General features: G+C 67.9%; 12 protein-coding genes, 1 tRNA gene and 1 pseudogene. 9 read left to right on the top strand and 5 right to left on the bottom strand.

Going from position 1 to position 17,631, the window contains the following annotated elements:
* Positions 1-168: 168 nt before the first annotated feature.
* Positions 169-909: a TerC family protein gene (locus ASC46_RS06035; protein WP_055458503.1), complete on the top strand. Its 741-nt coding sequence runs from the start codon at positions 169-171 to the stop codon at positions 907-909.
* Here ASC46_RS06035 and ASC46_RS06030 read toward each other — a convergent pair whose 3' ends face one another.
* Positions 910-2,640: a SulP family inorganic anion transporter gene (locus ASC46_RS06030; protein WP_055458364.1), complete on the bottom strand. Its 1,731-nt coding sequence runs from the start codon at positions 2,638-2,640 to the stop codon at positions 910-912.
* 116 nt (positions 2,641-2,756) lie between these two features.
* Between ASC46_RS06030 and ASC46_RS06025 the strand changes: the two genes are divergently transcribed.
* The 5 genes from ASC46_RS06025 (at position 2,757) to ASC46_RS06005 (ending at position 8,536) form a co-directional block, all read left to right on the top strand.
* Entirely contained in the window at positions 2,757-3,728 is a 972-nt protein-coding gene (locus tag ASC46_RS06025) for a quinone oxidoreductase family protein (protein WP_055458502.1), read from the top strand.
* A 125-nt stretch (positions 3,729-3,853) separates the two neighbouring features.
* The gene (locus ASC46_RS06020) at positions 3,854-5,362 is read left to right on the top strand and encodes an ABC transporter ATP-binding protein (protein ID WP_055458501.1); all 1,509 of its coding nucleotides are present in this window, start codon (positions 3,854-3,856) and stop codon (positions 5,360-5,362) included.
* The gene (locus tag ASC46_RS06015) at positions 5,352-6,446 is read left to right on the top strand and encodes an ABC transporter permease (protein ID WP_055458363.1); all 1,095 of its coding nucleotides are present in this window, start codon (positions 5,352-5,354) and stop codon (positions 6,444-6,446) included. Before ASC46_RS06020 ends, ASC46_RS06015 begins: the two co-directional genes overlap by 11 nt.
* Complete coding sequence (locus ASC46_RS06010; protein WP_055458362.1) at positions 6,443-7,360, top strand: ABC transporter permease; 918 nt, start codon at positions 6,443-6,445, stop codon at positions 7,358-7,360. The genes ASC46_RS06015 and ASC46_RS06010 overlap by 4 nt, the downstream gene beginning before the upstream one ends.
* A 105-nt stretch (positions 7,361-7,465) precedes the next feature.
* A complete protein-coding gene (locus tag ASC46_RS06005) occupies positions 7,466-8,536 on the top strand; it encodes a BMP family ABC transporter substrate-binding protein (protein WP_055458361.1) in 1,071 nt (356 codons plus the stop codon).
* 69 nt (positions 8,537-8,605) lie between these two features.
* Here the strand turns inward: ASC46_RS06005 and ASC46_RS06000 are convergent.
* From ASC46_RS06000 to ASC46_RS05990, 3 genes and pseudogenes are all read right to left on the bottom strand, one after another.
* Positions 8,606-10,595: pseudogene (locus ASC46_RS06000) on the bottom strand (PhoX family protein).
* Between the two features lie 244 nt (positions 10,596-10,839).
* The gene (glnA, locus tag ASC46_RS05995) at positions 10,840-12,249 is read right to left on the bottom strand and encodes a type I glutamate--ammonia ligase (protein WP_055458360.1); all 1,410 of its coding nucleotides are present in this window, start codon (positions 12,247-12,249) and stop codon (positions 10,840-10,842) included.
* 58 nt (positions 12,250-12,307) lie between these two features.
* Positions 12,308-12,646, bottom strand: coding sequence for a P-II family nitrogen regulator (locus ASC46_RS05990; protein ID WP_019403288.1), 339 nt, complete (start codon positions 12,644-12,646; stop codon positions 12,308-12,310).
* Between the two features lie 205 nt (positions 12,647-12,851).
* Between ASC46_RS05990 and ASC46_RS05985 the strand changes: the two genes are divergently transcribed.
* On the top strand, positions 12,852-14,339 hold the full coding sequence (locus ASC46_RS05985) for a bifunctional ADP-dependent NAD(P)H-hydrate dehydratase/NAD(P)H-hydrate epimerase (protein WP_055458359.1): 1,488 nt from the start codon (positions 12,852-12,854) through the stop codon (positions 14,337-14,339).
* Positions 14,340-14,382: 43 nt separating this feature from the next.
* On the opposite strand, the gene ASC46_RS05980 is transcribed toward ASC46_RS05985, so the two are convergent.
* Positions 14,383-15,798 carry a multicopper oxidase family protein gene (locus tag ASC46_RS05980; RefSeq protein ID WP_169790086.1) on the bottom strand — a complete coding sequence of 472 codons (1,416 nt, stop codon included), beginning with the start codon at positions 15,796-15,798 and terminating at the stop codon, positions 14,383-14,385.
* A gap of 212 nt (positions 15,799-16,010) precedes the next feature.
* On the opposite strand from ASC46_RS05980, the gene ASC46_RS05975 reads away from it, so the two are divergent.
* Both ASC46_RS05975 and tig read left to right on the top strand, forming a co-directional pair.
* Positions 16,011-16,096: transfer RNA gene (locus ASC46_RS05975), tRNA-Leu, on the top strand.
* Positions 16,097-16,170: 74 nt separating this feature from the next.
* Positions 16,171-17,574 carry a trigger factor gene (tig, locus tag ASC46_RS05970; RefSeq protein ID WP_055458357.1) on the top strand — a complete coding sequence of 468 codons (1,404 nt, stop codon included), beginning with the start codon at positions 16,171-16,173 and terminating at the stop codon, positions 17,572-17,574.
* Positions 17,575-17,631: the final 57 nt, after the last annotated feature.

The following is a 17,631-nucleotide window of genomic DNA, read 5'->3' as shown; positions in this document are numbered from 1 at the left end:
TGTCCTCCAACTCGGCCGCGCCTTGCGCCGCACGTCGACCTCTGAGCTACCGCAAGCTGGGCGCGGATGCCAGAGGCCGGCTACCGCATGCCACAATGGCCGGATTGTCGCGGCTTCCGGGCCATGCTTTCCTGCCGGACCGAGCGATTCGAGACGGAGCTTTCCTGCATGTTCGAATGGGTGGCCAATCCCGCCGGCTGGGCCGCGCTCGTCACGCTCTCGGCCATGGAGATCGTGCTCGGCATCGACAATGTCGTGTTCATCTCCGTGCTGGTATCGAAGCTGCCGCGCGACCAGGCGGAGCGGGCCCGCCGCATCGGCCTCCTGCTCGCGCTCGTCTTTCGTGTTTTGCTGCTTTTTGCGCTCACGGCCATCATGCGCCTGACGGAGCCGGTCTTCACCATTTTCGGCAATGGCTTCTCTTGGCGCGACATCATCCTCATCGTCGGCGGGGCGTTCCTGATCGCCAAGGCGACACACGAAATTCACGCCGAGATGGAGGGGCCGGGCGAGAGCGAGCGGCGCAGTGCGGCACCGGGCGCCTTCACGGCGGCCGTCGCGCAGATCACGGTCATCGATCTCGTCTTCTCGGTCGATTCCATCGTCACGGCCATCGGCATGGCCCAAGACGTATCGATCATGATCATCGCCGTCGTCATCGCCATGGCGGTAATGTATGCGGCCTCCGGGCCCGTCAGCCGCTTCATCGCCCACCACCCCACCACGAAGATGCTGGCACTGGCCTTCCTCATCCTCATCGGCGTGTCGCTGGTGGCTGAAGGCGGCGAGATCCATATCCCTCGCGGCTACATCTATTCGGCCATGGCCTTCGCGGCAGCCGTCGAGGCGATCAACGTCATGGCTGGTCGCAAGCGGCGCAGGCATGCCGGGGGGAGCGGAGAGGCCTGATCAGAGCGTGGCGAGCGCCCGGCCTGCCGCGTCGCGGGCCGCCGCGACGGTGGCGGCATAGCGCACGAGCGGCACCTTCAGCCCCTCGTGCGCCAGAACCCGCCTGACAGAGGGGCTTGCGCCCGCGATGTAGAGCCGGGCCCCGCGCCGCGTTGTCTCCCGGGCGATCGACAGGAGCGCGCGGGCCGCTGTCGAATCGGCGAAAGGCACCTGCGACAGATCGAGCACCAGCGTCTTGGGACGGCTGCCGATGCGCTCCAGGATGGCGCCGACGTTGCCGGCGGCGGCGAAGAAGAGCGGGCCGGCGATGCTGTAGACGATGACGTCCGGATCGGCGACGCGGCCACTGTCGTAAGCTTCCCGCGCGCCGGCCGGCGCATCCGCCTCGTCGTCCATGCCGAGCGAGGCGTGCCGCTCCACGGCGACGAGCTCGCCCATGCGGTGCATGAAGAGGAAGCTGCCGAGCACGACGCCGACGGCGATGCCTTCTGTCAGATCGCGGAAGACGGTGAGGAGGAAGGTGGCGAGCAGCACCACGGCCTCGCCGCGCGAGCGCGTGAGGATCGACGCGAAGGCGTGCCGCTCGGCCATGTTCCAGGCGACCACGGCGAGCACAGCCCCGAGCGCGGCCAGCGGCACATAGGCCGCGAGTGGCGCCGCCACCAGCATGAAGACGAGCAGGAAGAGCGCGTGTAGCATGCCGGAAACGGGCCCGATGGCGCCGGCGCGGACGTTCGTTGCCGTGCGGGCGATGGTGCCCGTCGCAGTCAGGCCGCCGAAAAGCGGAGACGCGATATTGGCGAGCCCCTGCGCGACGAGCTCGCAGTTCGAGCGGTGGCGCCGCCCCGTCATGCCGTCGGCGACCACCGCCGACAGGAGCGATTCGATGCCGCCGAGCAGCGCGAGCGCCAGCGCATCCGGCAGGACGGTGAGCACCTTGTCGAGCGACAGGGCCGGCATGCTCGGTGCCGGCAGGCCGCGCGGCACCTCGCCGAAGCGCGAGCCGATGGTCTCGACCGGCAGGCCGAAGGCCCAGGAGGCGAGGGTGGCCGCAAGCACCACGATGAGGAAGGCCGGCAGCCGCGCATCGATGCGGCGCACGAGGATGATGAGGCCGATCGAGGCGACGGCGAGGGCGATGGTCGCCCCGTTCGCCGTCTCGCGCACCTGCCACAGCGCCTCGACCTTCGGCAGGAGGGCCGCAGGCTCGGGCCCGGCCAGCGTCAGGCCGAGGAGCTCCTTGAACTGGCTCGCCAGGATGATGACGGCGATGCCGGCGCTGAAACCGACCGTCACCGGATGCGGGATGTACTTGATGTAGGTCCCGAGCCGAAGAAAGCCGATGAGGACGAGTACGAGGCCGGCGATCATCGTGGCGAGCAGGAAGCCGTCATAGCCGTGGCGCTCGATGGTGGCGGCCACGAGCACGATGAAGGCGCCGGCCGGGCCGCCGATCTGAAAGCGGCTGCCACCGAAGGCGGAGATGAGAAAGCCGCCGATGATGGCGGTGGCGAGGCCCTTGTCCGGGCTCACCCCGCAGGCGATGGCAATCGCCATCGACAGGGGTAGGGCGACGATGGCGACGGTCAGGCCCGCCAGCGCGTCGGCGCGCAGCTGCGGCAGGCCATAGCCCTCGCGCAGGACGGTGACGAGCTTGGGCGTGAACAGGTCCCGCAGGCTGGGAGACGGCTTCGGCGAAGGTCTCGGTGACGTCTTTGCCTGCTGAAGCATGGGGTTTGATCCTGACGCAAATTACAAAATGTATTTGTAGTATATAAGCCCGGAGCCGCATTGCCTACGACGGCATTGCATATCTAACATGCAATGCAACACGAGGGATGGAAGCCGTGAAAGCAATCCGCATTCACCGCCACGGCGGGCCAGAGGTGCTGGTCTATGAGGATGTCGACATCGGCCAGCCGGGTCCCGGCGAGGTCCGCGTCCGCAACATGGCAGTCGGCCTCAATTTTATCGATGTCTATTTCCGCACCGGCGCCTACAAGCCGCCGGGCCTGCCGTTCACGCCCGGCAACGAAGGAGCCGGCGAGGTTGTGGCGGTGGGCGAGGGCGTCGGCGATTTCGCTCCCGGCGACCGGGTGGCCTACGCTGCTACGCTCGGCTCCTATGCCGAAGAGCGGATCGTGCCGGCCCAATTCCTGGTACACCTGCCCGGCGCCATCGACTTCGAGACGGGCGCGGCCATGATGCTGAAGGGCCTGACGGCGCAATATCTGCTGCGCCGCACCTTCCGCGTCGAGGCTGGCCACACCATCCTCGTCCACGCAGCCGCGGGCGGCGTCGGCCTCATCCTGACCCAATGGGCGAAGCATCTTGGCGCCACCGTCATCGGCACCGTCGGCTCGCCGGACAAGGCCGAGCTCGCACGGCACAACGGCTGCGACCACGTCATCGACTACCGCAGGGAAGACTTCGTCGCCCGCGTGAAGGAGATCACGGGCGGCGAGGGGTGCCACGTCGTCTATGACGGCGTCGGCAAGGCCACCTTCCCGGGTTCGCTCGACTGTCTTCGCCGCTTCGGCTATTTTGTCAGCTTCGGCTCCGCCTCGGGACCCGTCGAGGCCTTCGACATTCTGCTCCTGGCGCAGAAGGGCTCGCTCTTCGCAACCCGGCCGACGCTGTTCACGCATCTGGCCACGCACGAGGACGTGGTCGAGATGAGCAACGATCTCTTCCATGTGGTCGAGAGCGGTGTCGTCAAGATCCCGATCCACGCCCGCATGCCGCTCGCCGAGGCAGCCGAGGCGCACCGCCGCCTCGAGGCGCGGCAGACGACCGGGTCGACGGTGCTGCTGCCCTGAGCAACCTTTCATTGGCACGGATCCTGCCTCGGCGGGCGGGGCGAGACACGGGGCGGGGCGGCGTGACGGAGTTGGACGCAGCAGCGGGCGCGGGCGCGGATGAGACGGGGCCGCCGCTCATCGCCATGCACGGCATCACCAAGATCTTCGGCTCGCTCGTCGCCAACGATCATATCGATCTCGCCATCCGGGCGGGCGAGATTCATGCCCTGCTCGGCGAGAACGGTGCGGGCAAGTCGACGCTCGTCAAGATCCTCTACGGACTGCTTGAGCCGACGCAGGGCGAGATCCGCTGGCGGGGCGAGCCGGTGCGCCTTGCCGGGCCGCAGGAGGCTCGCGCGCTCGGCATCGGCATGGTCTTCCAGCATTTCTCGCTGTTCGAGAACCTGACGGTGGCGGAGAACATCGCCGCCGCCATGCCGCCCGACCTGTCGCTCGCCGAGGTTGCCGCGAAGGCGCGGGACGTGTCGGGCCAGTACGGCCTGTCCGTCGACCTCGACCGGCCGGTGTGGACGCTCTCGGCAGGCGAGCGCCAGCGTATCGAGATCATCCGCTGCCTGCTGCAGGACCCGCGGCTGATCGTGCTCGACGAGCCGACCTCCGTGTTGACGCCGCAGGAGGCAGACCGGCTTTTCGTGACGCTCGAACGCCTGGCCGCGAGCGGCTGCGCTATCCTTTATATCTCGCATCGCCTCGAGGAGGTGCGGCGGCTGTGCTCTTCGGCCACGATCCTGCGTGCCGGCCGCGTCGTCGCTACCATCGACCCGCGCGCCGTCAGCGCCCGTGAGATTGCGGGCCTGATGGTGGGCGCGGCGCTGCACGACGTGGTCGCCGGCCGTGCCGCCGCCGAAGGCACCCCGCGGCTCCTGGTGCGCGGCCTCTCGCTCGCGCCTGAGAAGGCACATGGCCAGGCGCTGCGGGACATCGATCTCGTCGTGCGGGCGGGCGAAGTCCTCGGCATCGCTGGGGTTGCCGGCAACGGCCAGGGGGAGCTTTTCGCCGCACTCTCCGGCGAACGTCTCGCCGCTGCACCGGACGTTGTCACCATCGATGGTAAGCCCGTCGGGCATCTCGGTGTAACCGAGCGGCGGCGGCTGGGCGCCGCCTTCGTGCCGGAGGAGCGGCTCGGCCACGGTGCGGTGCCGGACCACCGCCTCGCGGAGAACACCTTGCTTTCACGCCACGGCACCGGCGGCCTCGTCTCGCGCGGCTTCGTGCTCGCCGACGCGACGCGGGCACTGGCGACGCGCATCATCGAGACCTTCGACGTGCGCAAGGAGGGTGCGGACCCGCGCGCTCGTACCCTTTCCGGCGGCAATCTGCAAAAATTCGTCGTCGGCCGCGAGATCCTGCGCGAGCCGGGCGTGCTCGTCGTCAATCAGCCCACGTGGGGCGTGGATGCTGGCGCCGCCGCGCTCATCCGCCAAGCGTTGGTCGATCTTGCCCGCAGCGGCAGCGCCGTCCTCGTCATCAGCCAGGACCTCGACGAATTGTTCGAGATCGCCGACCGCATCGCCGTCATCCACGCCGGTGAACTGAGCGCGCCGGAGGCGACGGGCGACCTCACCCGCGAGACGGTCGGCCTGCTCATGGCGGGCGCTGCGGCACCGAAGGGGACCGTCCATGCGCATTGAGCTGCAACAACGCACGGCGCCCTCGGCCATCGCGCGGCTCCTTGCGCCCGTGCTGGCGCTGGCTGCCGCCTTTCTCCTCGGCGGTATCGTCATTGCGGCCATGGGCCGCTCGCCGCTCGCCGCGCTCGACGTTTATGTGCTGCAGCCCTTGTCCGACCCATGGGCGCTGCAGGAGATGGTCGTGAAGGCGACACCGCTCGTGCTCATCGCCATCGGCCTGTCCTTCTGCTTCCGGGCCAACCTGTGGAACATCGGCGCCGAGGGACAGTTCGTGGTCGGCGCCATTTGCGGCAGCACCGTCGCGCTCGCCACGCACGGAACAGCCGCGGGCGCCTGGGTGCTGCCGGCCATGCTGCTGCTCGGCACGCTCGGCGGCATGGCCTGGGCGGGCGTGCCCGCCTTCCTGCGCGCCCGCTTCGGCGTCAGCGAGATTCTGACCAGCCTGATGCTGGTCTACGTGGCCGAGTTGATCCTCGACTATCTGGTGCGCGGGCCCTGGCGCGATCCCAAGGGCTTCAACTTCCCCCAATCCGTCACCTTCGACGAGGCGGCGACGCTGCCCTTCCTCACGGACGGCGGGCGTCTGCATGTCGGCATCCTCATGGCGCTCGTCGCCGTCATCGTCGCCTTTGTCGTGATGGGGCACACCATCTTCGGATATCGCCTCAGGGTCACGGGCGAAGCGCCTCGCGCCGCACGCTTTTCCGGCTTCAGCGAGCCGCGCACGACCTTCATCGTCTTCGCCATTTCCGGCGGCCTCGCCGGGCTCGCCGGCATCGTCGAGGTCGCGGGCCAGATCGGTCAGCTGAAGCCCTCGATCTCGCCGGGCTACGGCTTCACGGCGATCATCGTCGCCTTCCTCGGGCGCCTCAATCCCTTCGGCATCCTGCTCGCCGGCCTCGTCATGGCGCTGACCTTCATCGGCGGCGAGGCGGCGCAGATCACGCTGCGCCTGCCATTCGACCTGACGCGCACCTTCCAGGGCATCCTGCTGTTCTGTGTCCTGGGGGCCGACGCGCTCGTCACCTATCGTGTGCGGCTCGTGCGCGGCACGCCGGCACAGGCGGCAGGGAGAGCGGCATGAGCATTGTCGAAGCCATTCTGCTCACCATCGTCACGGCATCGACGCCGCTCCTCATCGCCGCCCTCGGGGAGCTGGTCACCGAGCGGGCCGGCGTTCTCAACCTGGGTGTCGAGGGTATGATGGCGATGGGCGCCGCCTGCGGCTTTGCTGGCGCCATCCTGTTCGATTCGACCCTTCTTGGCGTCCTCTGTGGCATTCTTGCCGGGGGGCTGACGGCGGCGCTCTTCGCCTTCGCCGTGCTCGGCCTCGCCGCCAATCAGGTCGCCTCAGGCCTGGCGCTGACCATCTTTGGCCTCGGCCTGTCCGGGCTCATCGGCGCGCCCTTCATCGGCGCCCGGCGCGATCCCATCACGCATCTCCACATCCCGGGGCTCTCGGACCTGCCTCTCGTTGGGCGTCTGTTCTTCGGCCAGGATGCCTTCGTCTACGCCTCGCTCCTGCTTTGTCTCGGCGTCGGCTGGTTCCTGTTCCACACCCGCAAGGGCCTGTTGCTGCGGGCGGTGGGCGAGAACCAGACCTCGGCCCATTCTCTCGGCCTGCCGGTGCTGCGCGTGCGCTTCGTCGCCATCCTCTTCGGCGGCGCCTGCGCGGGCCTCGCGGGGGCCTATCTCTCGCTCGTCTATACGCGCTTCTGGTCGCCGGGCATGACCTCCGGGCGCGGCTGGATCGCGGTCGCGCTCGTCGTCTTTGCGGCTTGGCGGCCCGGCTGGACCTTCTTCGGCGCCTATCTCTTCGGGGCGGCGACGGTGCTGCAGCTCCATGCGCAGGCGGCGGCGATCGGCATCCCGTCCCAGGCGCTGTCAGCCTTGCCTTATCTTGCGACGATCGTCGCGCTCGTCGTCCTCTCGCTCGGCCGGCGGCGCGACACCGGTGCCCCGGGTTCGCTCGGCGCACCTTTCGTGCCGGACCGGTAGCTTGCTAAATTCGTCCGTCCCGCCGTGCCGGAGAGGGGACGTCGCAGGGGGCGGCGTCCTGCGGGCGGATAAGACCAGCCCCCATTCGAGTGACAGGGACCCACGATGAAGCGTCTATTCACCCATCTTCTGGCGACGGCGGCCATGGCGCTCGTTGCCGGCGCTGCCAGCGCGCAGGACAAGCTCAAGGTCGGCTTCATCTATGTGGGGCCGGTCGGTGACCACGGCTGGAGCTACCAGCACGATGTCGGCCGCAAGGCCATCGAGAAGGCGCTCGGCGACAAGGTCGAGACGAGCTACGTCGAGAGCGTGCCGGAGGCCGATTCAGAGCGCGCCATCGAGCAGCTCGCCCGCACCGGCCACAAGCTCATCTTCACCACCTCCTTCGGCTACATGGAGCCGACGCTCAAGGTGGCGAAGAAATATCCGGGCGTGAAGTTCGAGCACGCCACCGGCATCAAGCGCGCCGACAATGTGTCCACCTATGCGGCGAAGTTCCATGAGGGCCGCTATGTCATCGGCCAGATCGCGGCCAGGATGTCGAAGACCGGCGTCATCGGCTATGTCGGCGCCTATCCGATCCCCGAGGTCGTCGCCGGCATCAACGCCTATTTCCTCGGCGCCCAGTCGGTGCGGCCGGACATCAAGATCAAGGTGGTCTGGGCCAATTCCTGGTATGATCCGGGCAAGGAGGCGGACGCCGCCAAGGCGCTGCTCGACCAGGGCGTCGACGTGATGGCCCAGCATACCGACAGCCCGGCGCCCCTGCAGGCGGCCGAGGCGCGCGGCCATTTCGGCTTCGGCCAGGCGTCGGACATGATTCGCTTCGCGCCCAAGACGCAGCTGACCGCGATCGTCGACAACTGGAACGACTATTACGTCGCCCGCACCAAGGCCGTGCTCGACGGCACCTGGAAGTCCGAGGACACCTGGGGTGGCCTCGACAGCGGCATGGTGAAGATGGCGCCCTACACCAACATGCCGGATGATGTGAAGAAGATGGCCGAGGAGACGGAGGAGGCGATCCGTTCCGGCAAGCTCAATCCTTTCAAGTGCCCCGTATTCAGGCAGGACGGCAGCGAGGTGGAGTGCAAGGGTGGCGCGGCTCTATCAGACGAGCAGGTGCTCGGCATGAATTTCTATGTGAAGGGTATCGAGGACAAGCTGCCGCAGTAGACGGCGGCAGGGACTGCAGGCGGAACGGCCGGCGCAAAGGCGCCGGCCGTTTGCGTCTTAACGGAGCACTCAGCCGGCGATCTTGCCGCCGCCCCGCTTCGTGATGGCGACAATCGACGGGCGAGGCGGCATGCCGTCCTGGAAATCCGGCCACCGCGTCGCCGGATCGTCGAAGGTCGAGATGCGGCCGAAGGCCGACCAGTCCTTGCCATCGTCGCCGGGGTGCTGCACGGCGACAAAGAAGGTGGTGAGGTCCGGCGTCGGCATGGGGCCGCAGAGCTCCGCACCCGCCGGGCAACGGAAGAACAGCTTGGAGGTGCCGCGCGCCGCGCCTTCCGTGTCGATAGCGAAAAGCCCGTCGGTGCGGCCCGTGCTCTTTTCGGACATGCCGTCCGTCGACACCCACAGGCGCCCCTCGCTGTCGATGGCGCAGTTGTCCGGCATGCCGAACCAGCCGTCCTTGCTCGTCGCCGAGGAGAATGTGGCGCCGACGTCGGCGATCGAGGGGTTGCCGCATTTGACGAGGATTTCCCAGGTGAACTTGCGCGCCGCATGATCGCCGCCCTCCGGCAGCATCTCGATGATGTGGCCGAACTCGTTGTTGGCGCGCGGATTGGCGGCGTCGACCTGTTCGGCCTTGCGGCGCGCGTTGTTGGTCAGCATCACATAGACCTTGTCGGTCTGCGGATTGGCCTCGACGTCCTCCGGCCGGTCCATCTTGGTGGCGCCGAGGAGATCGGCGGCGCGGCGCGCCCTCGATGACGACATCGGCCTGGCTGGCAAAGCCGTTTGCCGCCGTCAGCGGCCCCTCGCCGAAGACGAGCGGCAGCCATTCGCCAGTGCCGTCGGCGTCATAGCGGGCGACATGCAGCGTGCCCCTGTCGAGCAGGTCCATGTTGGCGGCGCGGTCGGCCGGATCGACCCGGCCTTCGGTGACGAACTTGTAGACGTAGTCGAAGCGCTCGTCGTCGCCCTGGTAGACGACGAAGCGTCGGTCCTTGTTGACGATGTTCGCCGCGCCCTTGTGCTTGAAGCGGCCCATGGCCGTGCGCTTCTTCGGCACCGAGGTGGGGTCGAGCGGGTCGATCTCCACCACCCAGCCGAAGCGGTTCGATTCGTTCGGCTCCTTGGCGAGGTCGAAGCGGTCGTAGTGCTGGCCCCAGTTGTAGGAATTGCCGGGCACGCCGTAGCGCTTCAGCGCCGCCTCCTCGGGGTGGCCGTCGGCCTTGCCCCAGAAGTAGCCGTTGAAGTTCTCCTCGCACGTCAGCCACGTGCCCCAGGGCGTGATGCCGCCGGCGCAGTTGTTGAGCATGCCGCGCACCTTGCGCCCCTCGGCATCGTAGGAGGTCTTCATGCGCTCGGCGCCGGCGGCCGGGCCGGTGATCTCCATTTCCGTCTCGGCGGTAATGCGGCGCGCATATTTCGAATCCGGCACCACCTGCCACTTGCCGTTCACCTTGCGGACTTCGATGACCGAGCCGCCGTGCGCCATCATCTCGATGTCGACGAGCGCCTTCGTCATGTCCTTGAAACGGACGTCCTTGGTGTGCTGGGGCGGGATGCCCGGAAACATCAGCTCCTCGTTGGTGTATTCGTGGTTCACGACGAGGAGGCCGTGCGCCGACGGGTCGGCGGCGCCGGGCAGGGGGATGTAGCCGAGGAAGTCGTTATTGTAGCCGAACTGCCCGGCCTGCGCCTCGGCGCTCTGGCTCTTCGGATCGAACGCCGGCGCGCCGGGCAGCACGGGGTCGCCCCAGCGGATGAGAATGTCGGCGTCATGGCCCTCGGCGACATGATGCCGCTCGTCGACACCCGCCGCCGGCTCCTTGAAGCGGAAGGCCGATGCGTCGGTCTCGGCGCGCGCCTTTTCGGCCGTGGCGAGCGCCAGCGGCGAGACGGTGGCCGAAATGGCGGTGACGGCCAGCGCCCCGCGCATCAGGTCGCGGCGGCTGAAGCGCCGGGCGATGATCTCGCCCATGCTGGGATTGTCGCTCGTGTTGCGGCCGAGGTTCTCTGATTCCTCGTAAGCCTGGGAGCGAGTCAGCTCAGCGTCGGTCATCCTGGGATCCCCCGATGGAAAATCAGCCGCTCACAGTTAGGGCCGGGGCATGTCCGACGGATGACACTACGTCCCGCGATCGACTGTAACCGATGACGCCCGCAGACGACGTTTCTCCATCGGCCATGGCGCCTGCGAGACCCAGGCCACGGTGGAGAAGGACCCTGAAACGAAACAGCCGGGGCCCGAAGACCCCGGCTGCCATATTCCGGTGCGGGCGGCCGGAAGGGCCCCCCGCGCTGCATCAGACCGAGTAGTACATGTCGAACTCGACCGGGTGCGGCGTGTGCTCGAAGCGGATGACGTCCTGCATCTTGAGTTCGATATAGGCGTCGATGAAGTCGTCGCTGAACACGCCGCCGGCCTTGAGGAAGGCGCGGTCCTTGTCGAGGGACTGCAGGGCCTCGCGCAGGCTGGCGCAGACGGTCGGGATCTTCTTCAGCTCGCGCGGCGGCAGGTCGTAGAGATCCTTGTCCATCGCCGAGCCGGGGTCGATCTTGTTCAGGATGCCGTCGAGGCCAGCCATGAGTAGGGCCGCGAAACCGAGGTAGGGGTTCGCCGTCGGGTCGGGGAAACGCACCTCGACGCGCTTGGCCTTCGGCGAGTTCGTCCACGGAATGCGGCAGGAGGCCGAGCGGTTGCGCGAGGAGTAGGCGAGCAGCACCGGCGCCTCGAAGCCCGGGACCAGACGCTTGTAGGAGTTGGTCGACGGGTTGGTGAAGGCGTTGATGGCCTTGGCGTGCTTGATGATGCCGCCGATGTACCACAGGCATTCCTGGCTGAGGTCGGCATACTTGTTGCCGGCGAACAGCGGCTTGCCGCCCTTCCAGATCGACTGGTGCACGTGCATGCCCGAGCCGTTGTCGCCATAGACCGGCTTCGGCATGAAAGTGGCTGACTTGCCGTAGCTCTGGGCCACGTTGTGGATGCAGTACTTGTAGACCTGCATCTGGTCGGCCATCAGCGTCAGCGTGTCGAACTTCATGCCGAGCTCGTGCTGGGCCGAGGCGACCTCATGGTGGTGCTTCTCGACCTTGACGCCCATGGCAGCCATGGCCGCGAGCATCTCGCCACGCATGTCCTGTCCGGAATCGAGCGGCGGCACGGGAAAGTAGCCGCCCTTCGTCGGGATGCGGTGGCCGAGGTTGCCGCCCTCATAGTCCGTGTCGCCGTTGATCGGCAGCTCCGCCGCATCGAGCTTGAAGCCCGTGTTATAAGGGGTGGCCGTGAACTTGACGTCGTCGAAGACGAAGAACTCCGCCTCGGGGCCGACATAGATCGTGTCGCCGATGCCGGTCGACTGCAGGAAGGCCTCGGCCTTCTTGGCGATGCCGCGCGGGTCGCGGTTGTAGGCCTCGCCCGTGGTCGGCTCGAGAACGTCGCAGACGATGGAGAGCGTCGCGGCCGAGAAGAATGGGTCGACGGTGGCGGTGGCCGGGTCCGGCATGAGGAGCATGTCGGATTCGTTGATGGCCTTCCAGCCGGCGATCGAAGAGCCGTCGAACATCGTGCCTTCGGCGAAGATGTCTTCGTCGATCATCGACACATCGAAGGTGACGTGCTGCCACTTGCCACGCGGATCGGTAAAGCGGAAGTCGACATACTTGATGTCTTCGTCCTTGATCAGCTTGAGCACGTCCTTAGCGCTCTTCATCATTATCATCCTCTAGTGGAACTGGCCGTCTGCGGCCCGTGGGGTGGCGTAGGTCGGATCAAATCGCGTCCGTGCCGGTCTCGCCGGTGCGGATGCGGATGACCTCCTCGACCGTGGATACAAAAATCTTGCCATCTCCGATCCGGCCCGTCTGGGCCGCCTTGCGGATGGCCTCGACCGCCCGGTCGACCATCTCGTCGGCAAGAACGATCTCGATCTTCACCTTGGGCAGAAAGTCGACGACGTATTCCGCCCCGCGGTAGAGCTCGGTATGGCCCTTCTGGCGGCCGAAACCCTTGGCTTCGATGACGGTGATACCCTGCAGGCCGACGTCCTGAAGCGCCTCCTTCACCTCGTCGAGCTTGAAGGGTTTGATGATCGCTTCGATCTTCTTCATGCCGTGCAGCCTCCGCAGGATCAGTCAGTGCAAACAGCTCGTGTGGCTCTTACCATCAAAGCCGATCGGCCTGCCACGGGGAATTGGCCGCTCCCTGCCACGCAATGTTGCAGCCAGACGACATTTGGAGGCTAAAAATTGTGCAGATGCTACTTTTTTCATCGACCCCGGCGAGGGGGCTGCCATCGCAGCGGCAGAATGCCCGATGCTTGAGCTCATGACCTGCGCCGAGATGGCTGCGGCGGATGGGCGCACCATAGCCGGTGGCACGCCGGGCATCGTGCTGATGGAACGGGCGGGGCAGGCGGTGGCCGAGCGGGTGCTCGCCGGGGTGGCAGGACCCCAGCGCATCGCCGTTCTCTGCGGGCCCGGCAACAATGGCGGCGACGGCTTCGTCGTCGCGCGCCTGCTCGCGGCGGCGGGCCACGATGTGGCCGTCCACGCCCTCGTGCCGCCGGACCGGCTGACGGGTGACGCCGCCGAGGCGGCCCGCGGCTGGCAAGGCGAGGTCCTGCCGCTCGCGGGCTGGCGTGCCGACGGTGTCGATATCATCGTCGACGCCATCTTCGGCGCCGGGCTCGCGCGCGATATCGCCGCGCCGCTCGATGCGGTGATCGCGGCAGTGAATGCCGCCAGCGCCCAGGTCGTCGCGGTCGACGTGCCCTCCGGCATCGACGGCGACACCGGCACCGTGCGGGGCTGCGCCGTCAGGGCTGACGAGACGGTGACTTTCGCCCGGCGCAAGCCCGGCCATCTGCTGCTGCCGGGACGCGAACATTGTGGCCGCGTGCATGTTGCGGACATCGGCATCGCCGACGCGACGGTGGCCGCGCTCGATGTGCGGACGGCCGCGAACGCTCCCGGCCTCTGGCGGGACAAGCTGCCGCGCCCGGATGCGGCGGGTCATAAATACAAGCGCGGCCATCTCGTCGTCGCCTCCGGCGGGCCGGCGCGGACGGGCGCGGCGCGCCTTGCCGCGCGAGCCGGCCTGAGGGCCGGGGCCGGGCTCGTGACCGTCGCCTCGCCGCCGGCGGCCGTCGCCATCAATGCGGGGCATCTGACCGCCATCATGGTGCGCGCCGTCGATGGTGCCGAACAGCTCGCCGACCTGCTGACAGATGCGCGCTTCTCGGCGCTCGTTCTCGGTCCGGCGCTGGGCATTGGCGAGGAGACGCGCCGTATGGTCGAGGTGGCCGCCGCCGCGCGCCGGCACCTCGTGCTCGATGCGGATGCGCTGACGAGCTTTTCGAACAATCTCGCCGGCCTGTGGCAGGTGGTGACCTCCGCTGCGCCGGCTGGCGTCGTGCTGACGCCGCACGAGGGCGAGTTCGCAAGGCTGTTCGGGGAGGCCGGGGGTGTCGCGCAGGCGCGATCCAAGCTGGAGCGGGCCCGGGCCGCCGCCGCGGCGAGCGGGGCCGTTGTCGTGCTCAAGGGCCCCGACTCGGTCATCGCCGCGCCGGACGGACGCGCCGCCATCAACGAAAACGCGCCGCCTTGGCTCGCGACGGCCGGGACGGGCGACGTGCTCGCCGGCATCATCGGCGGCCTCATGGCCCAGGAGATGCCGACCTTCGTGGCCGCCTGCGCCGGCGTGTGGATGCACGGAGCGGCGGCCGCTGCCTTCGGGCCGGGCCTCATCGCCGAGGACCTGCCGGAGATGCTGCCGCAGGTGTGGCGGACGTTGCTGGATTAGCCTTCGTTTTCAGCGGGAAGGGATGGCTTCTTGAATCACCGCCTCACGTCACCTCGTACCAGGTGGCGAGGCCGGCCGGCAGCCGGTCGAGGATGGCCGAGCCGATCAGCCAGCGGCCCGGATTGTCGGCGACAAAGGCGATCCGCACCGTGCGCCCGGGCGGCACGGCGAACGTGTCGAGCCAGTAGGGCTCCCAGCCGTCGTCGAGCGGATGCAGCAGCCGCACATGGTGCCCGTGGATGTGCAGGGCCTGCACGAAGGCGGTCTGGTTGGTGAAGGCCAGCACGGCTGGCTTGCCGCGCGGCACGCGCAGCAGCGGCTCGCGCTGGTCTGTAAAGGCGGCGCCGTTGACCTGCCAGAGGCGCGTGACATCGGCATCGGTCGCCGGCCGGTTCGGGTCGAGGCCGCCGCCGATCACAGCCTCCGCGCGCAGGGCGGCGGCAAGGTCGATGGCGGCCGGCAGATCCGGTGCCGCCAATGCCGGCCGCGGTTCATCGGCATGCGGCGACGGGGCACCGGTCGCCGCGAACGTGACGAGCGGCACCGTCGACGTGCCGAACAGGCCGCTGACGGTCGCGCCTTCGCCCGGCGTGACGACGACGTCCAGTCGTCCGCCGGGCAGCAGCGTCAGCATCGCGCGGGCCGGAGCGAAGGGCTCGACGGCGATGCTGTCGACGGCGATGACCTCCGCCTCCATGGCGTCGAAGCGCAGCGTGAAGATGCGCGCGTTGGCGGCATTGACGAGGCGCAGACGCGCACGGCCGCGCTGCGGCAGCCTTACCGCCTGCGGCGGCGTCACGCCGTTCACCGTCAGCCAGTTGCCGAGCCGGCCGGCGAGCCCCGCGTCCTGCGCGGTGCCGAAGCTCGCCCGCAGGGCGCCGCTCTTCTCGAGTGCCCAGTCGGACAGGACGACGATCACGTCCTCGTCCACCGCGATCGATTCCGGCTCGGGGACGATGAGCGTGCCATAGAGCCCGCGGGCAGATTGCTCGGCGGCATGGGCGACGACGGCCGGGCGGAGAAGGAACGTACCCGGCCGGACCGGCGTGAGGGCAAGCGAGCGCTCCCCGCCGGGCGGCACGGCATCCCCCGCAAGCGGCGCCGCTCCGTCAAGCGCATTCTCGGTCCGCAGGCCGAGGACATGCATGGAGACGGGCTGCGGCAGCTCGTTGGTGAGGTGCAGCGCGAGGGCTTCGCCAAGTGGCGCGCGCAGCCGTGCCCCCGCGGCATCGCCGGTGAAGCTCCATAGGTCCGCGGGGCCTGCGGCGGACGGATTGAGCGGTACCGTCGCGGGCGCCGCGACAAGGCGGGCGCCGCCTCCGGCAGCCGGCTGAGCGCAGGCTCTGCGCGTTGTGCCCGTGAACAGCGCAAGCCCGCCGAGTGCCTTCACGAATGTGCGACGGGCCATGGCGGTGGTATGGGAGCGAGAGGAAATCGTCGTTGCCTCGAATGGCGCCATGGAGACCATCGCTTTGTCGGAAGGCCCAGATCTAACGCGAAGCGCCGTCCGGCACGAGGGCGCGGCAGCATTTTTCCGCCCTCGCCATGCTGCTGCGCGGGGGGGCCGGGCACAAAAGGCGGCGCGCGTCATTTTTTTGCTGCATCACCCTTCTGTCATGATATAGAGCCCCGTCCCGGAAGGGGTCTTGGCCGCAGGGCGAGACTCCGGTTGCGGGCGTGGCGGAATTGGTAGACGCGCTGGATTTAGGTTCCAGTGACGACAAGTCGTGGGGGTTCGAGGCCCTCCGCCCGCACCATGCGCCTTGGTGAGGTTCGGCGCGGCCGACCCTTGTGAATGATCATTCAGAGCGAACGGAATAGAGCTGTAAAGATGCAGGCGACGCAAACCCTGTCCGAGGGGCTCAAACGCGAGTTCAAGGTGGTCGTGCCGGCCGCCGATCTGGAAACGAAGCTCACGGGCGAGCTGGCCGGACTGAAAGATCGTGTCCGCATCAACGGCTTCCGCCCGGGCAAGGTGCCGCTGACGCACCTGCGCCGGCTCTATGGCCGCGCCGTGATGGCGGACGTGGTGCAGAACGCCGTCAACGACGCCAACCGCCAGATCGTCGCGGAGCATTCGCTCAAGCTCGCCCAGGAGCCTCAGGTCACATTCCCCGAGAACAAGGACGAGATCGAGGCCGTGATGGAGGCGAAGGCGGATCTTGCCTTCACCGTCGCGCTCGAGGTGCTGCCGCAGATCGAGATCAAGGACTTCTCCGGCATCGAGCTGACCAAGGAGGTCGCCGAGATCGGTGACGCCGAGGTCGACGAGGCGCTGGAGCGCATGGCCAAGCAGAACCGCAGCTTCTCGCCAAAGGACGGTGCGGCCGAAAACGGCGACCGCCTGACGGTCGACTTCGTCGGCACCATCGACGGCGAGGCCTTCGAAGGCGGCTCGGCCGAGGACATCAAGGTCGAGATCGGCTCGAACTCCTTCATCCCCGGTTTTGAGGAGCAACTGGTCGGCGCCAGGGCTGGCGAAGACCGCACGGTCAACGTCTCCTTCCCTGAGAATTACCTGGCGCCAAACCTCGCCGGCAAGGCTGCGACCTTTGCCGTGAAGGTCAAGGCGGTCGAGGCCCCGGACGCGCTCAAGATCGACGACGAGCTCGCCAAGGGCTTCGGCATGGAGTCGCTCGACAAGCTCAAGGACGCCTTGCGCGAGGCGATCGGGCGCGACTTCGCCGCCCAATCCCGCCGCAAGCTCAAGCGCATCCTGCTCGACGCCCTCGACGAGCAGTATACCTTCGACCTGCCGCCGAGCCTCGTCGAGCAGGAATTCGCCGGCGTGTGGAACCAGGTCGAAGCCGAGATGAAGCAGTCCGGCAAGACCTTCGCCGACGAGGACACGACGGAGGAAGAGGCGCGCGCCGAATACCGCCGCATCGCCGAGCGGCGCGTGCGACTGGGGCTGGTCCTTGCGGAAATCGGCGAGAAGGCCGATGTAAAGATCACGGACGACGAGGTGACGCAGGCCGTCATCGAGCGCGCCCGCCAGTTCCCCGGCCAGGAGAAGGCCGTGTGGGACTATTATCGCAAGAACCCGCAGGCGCTTGCCGAGATCCGCGCCCCGATCTTCGAGGAGAAGGTGGTCGACCACGTCCTCGGCCAGGTCAAGGTGACGGAAAAGACAGTGTCGCGCGAGGCTCTGTTCTCGGACGACGAGGACGGCGAGGCTGGCGCGGACGAGGGCAAGAAGGCCAAGAAGGCCTCCAGGTCCAAGAAGAAGGCGTAACAGGCTATCCTGCGGGCGATTCGCTGCAGGATCGCCCGCAGGGTCGGTTCACGGCCG

The sequence above is a fragment of the Chelatococcus sambhunathii genome (assembly GCF_001418005.1).
GTDB classification, from domain to species: Bacteria; Pseudomonadota; Alphaproteobacteria; order Rhizobiales; family Beijerinckiaceae; genus Chelatococcus_A; species Chelatococcus_A sambhunathii.
The sequence above is the reverse complement of the archived record's forward strand: the minus strand, read 5'-3'. Positions and strand labels throughout refer to the sequence as shown.

Bases quoted from the DNA above. Each gene is read 5' to 3' on its own strand.
- ASC46_RS06010 (WP_055458362.1), top strand. From the start codon at position 6,443: ATGAGCATTGTCGAAGCCATTCTGCTCACCATCGTCACGGCATCGACG.
- ASC46_RS06020 (WP_055458501.1), top strand. From the start codon at position 3,854: ATGCACGGCATCACCAAGATCTTCGGCTCGCTCGTCGCCAACGATCAT.
- ASC46_RS06005 (WP_055458361.1), top strand. From the start codon at position 7,466: ATGAAGCGTCTATTCACCCATCTTCTGGCGACGGCGGCCATGGCGCTC.
- ASC46_RS05985 (WP_055458359.1), top strand. From the start codon at position 12,852: ATGCTTGAGCTCATGACCTGCGCCGAGATGGCTGCGGCGGATGGGCGC.
- ASC46_RS05990 (WP_019403288.1), bottom strand. From the start codon at position 12,646: ATGAAGAAGATCGAAGCGATCATCAAACCCTTCAAGCTCGACGAGGTG.
- ASC46_RS06035 (WP_055458503.1), top strand. From the start codon at position 169: ATGTTCGAATGGGTGGCCAATCCCGCCGGCTGGGCCGCGCTCGTCACG.
- ASC46_RS05980 (WP_169790086.1), bottom strand. From the start codon at position 15,798: ATGGCGCCATTCGAGGCAACGACGATTTCCTCTCGCTCCCATACCACC.
- tig (WP_055458357.1), top strand. From the start codon at position 16,171: ATGCAGGCGACGCAAACCCTGTCCGAGGGGCTCAAACGCGAGTTCAAG.
- glnA (WP_055458360.1), bottom strand. From the start codon at position 12,249: ATGAAGAGCGCTAAGGACGTGCTCAAGCTGATCAAGGACGAAGACATC.
- ASC46_RS06015 (WP_055458363.1), top strand. From the start codon at position 5,352: ATGCGCATTGAGCTGCAACAACGCACGGCGCCCTCGGCCATCGCGCGG.
- ASC46_RS06030 (WP_055458364.1), bottom strand. From the start codon at position 2,640: ATGCTTCAGCAGGCAAAGACGTCACCGAGACCTTCGCCGAAGCCGTCT.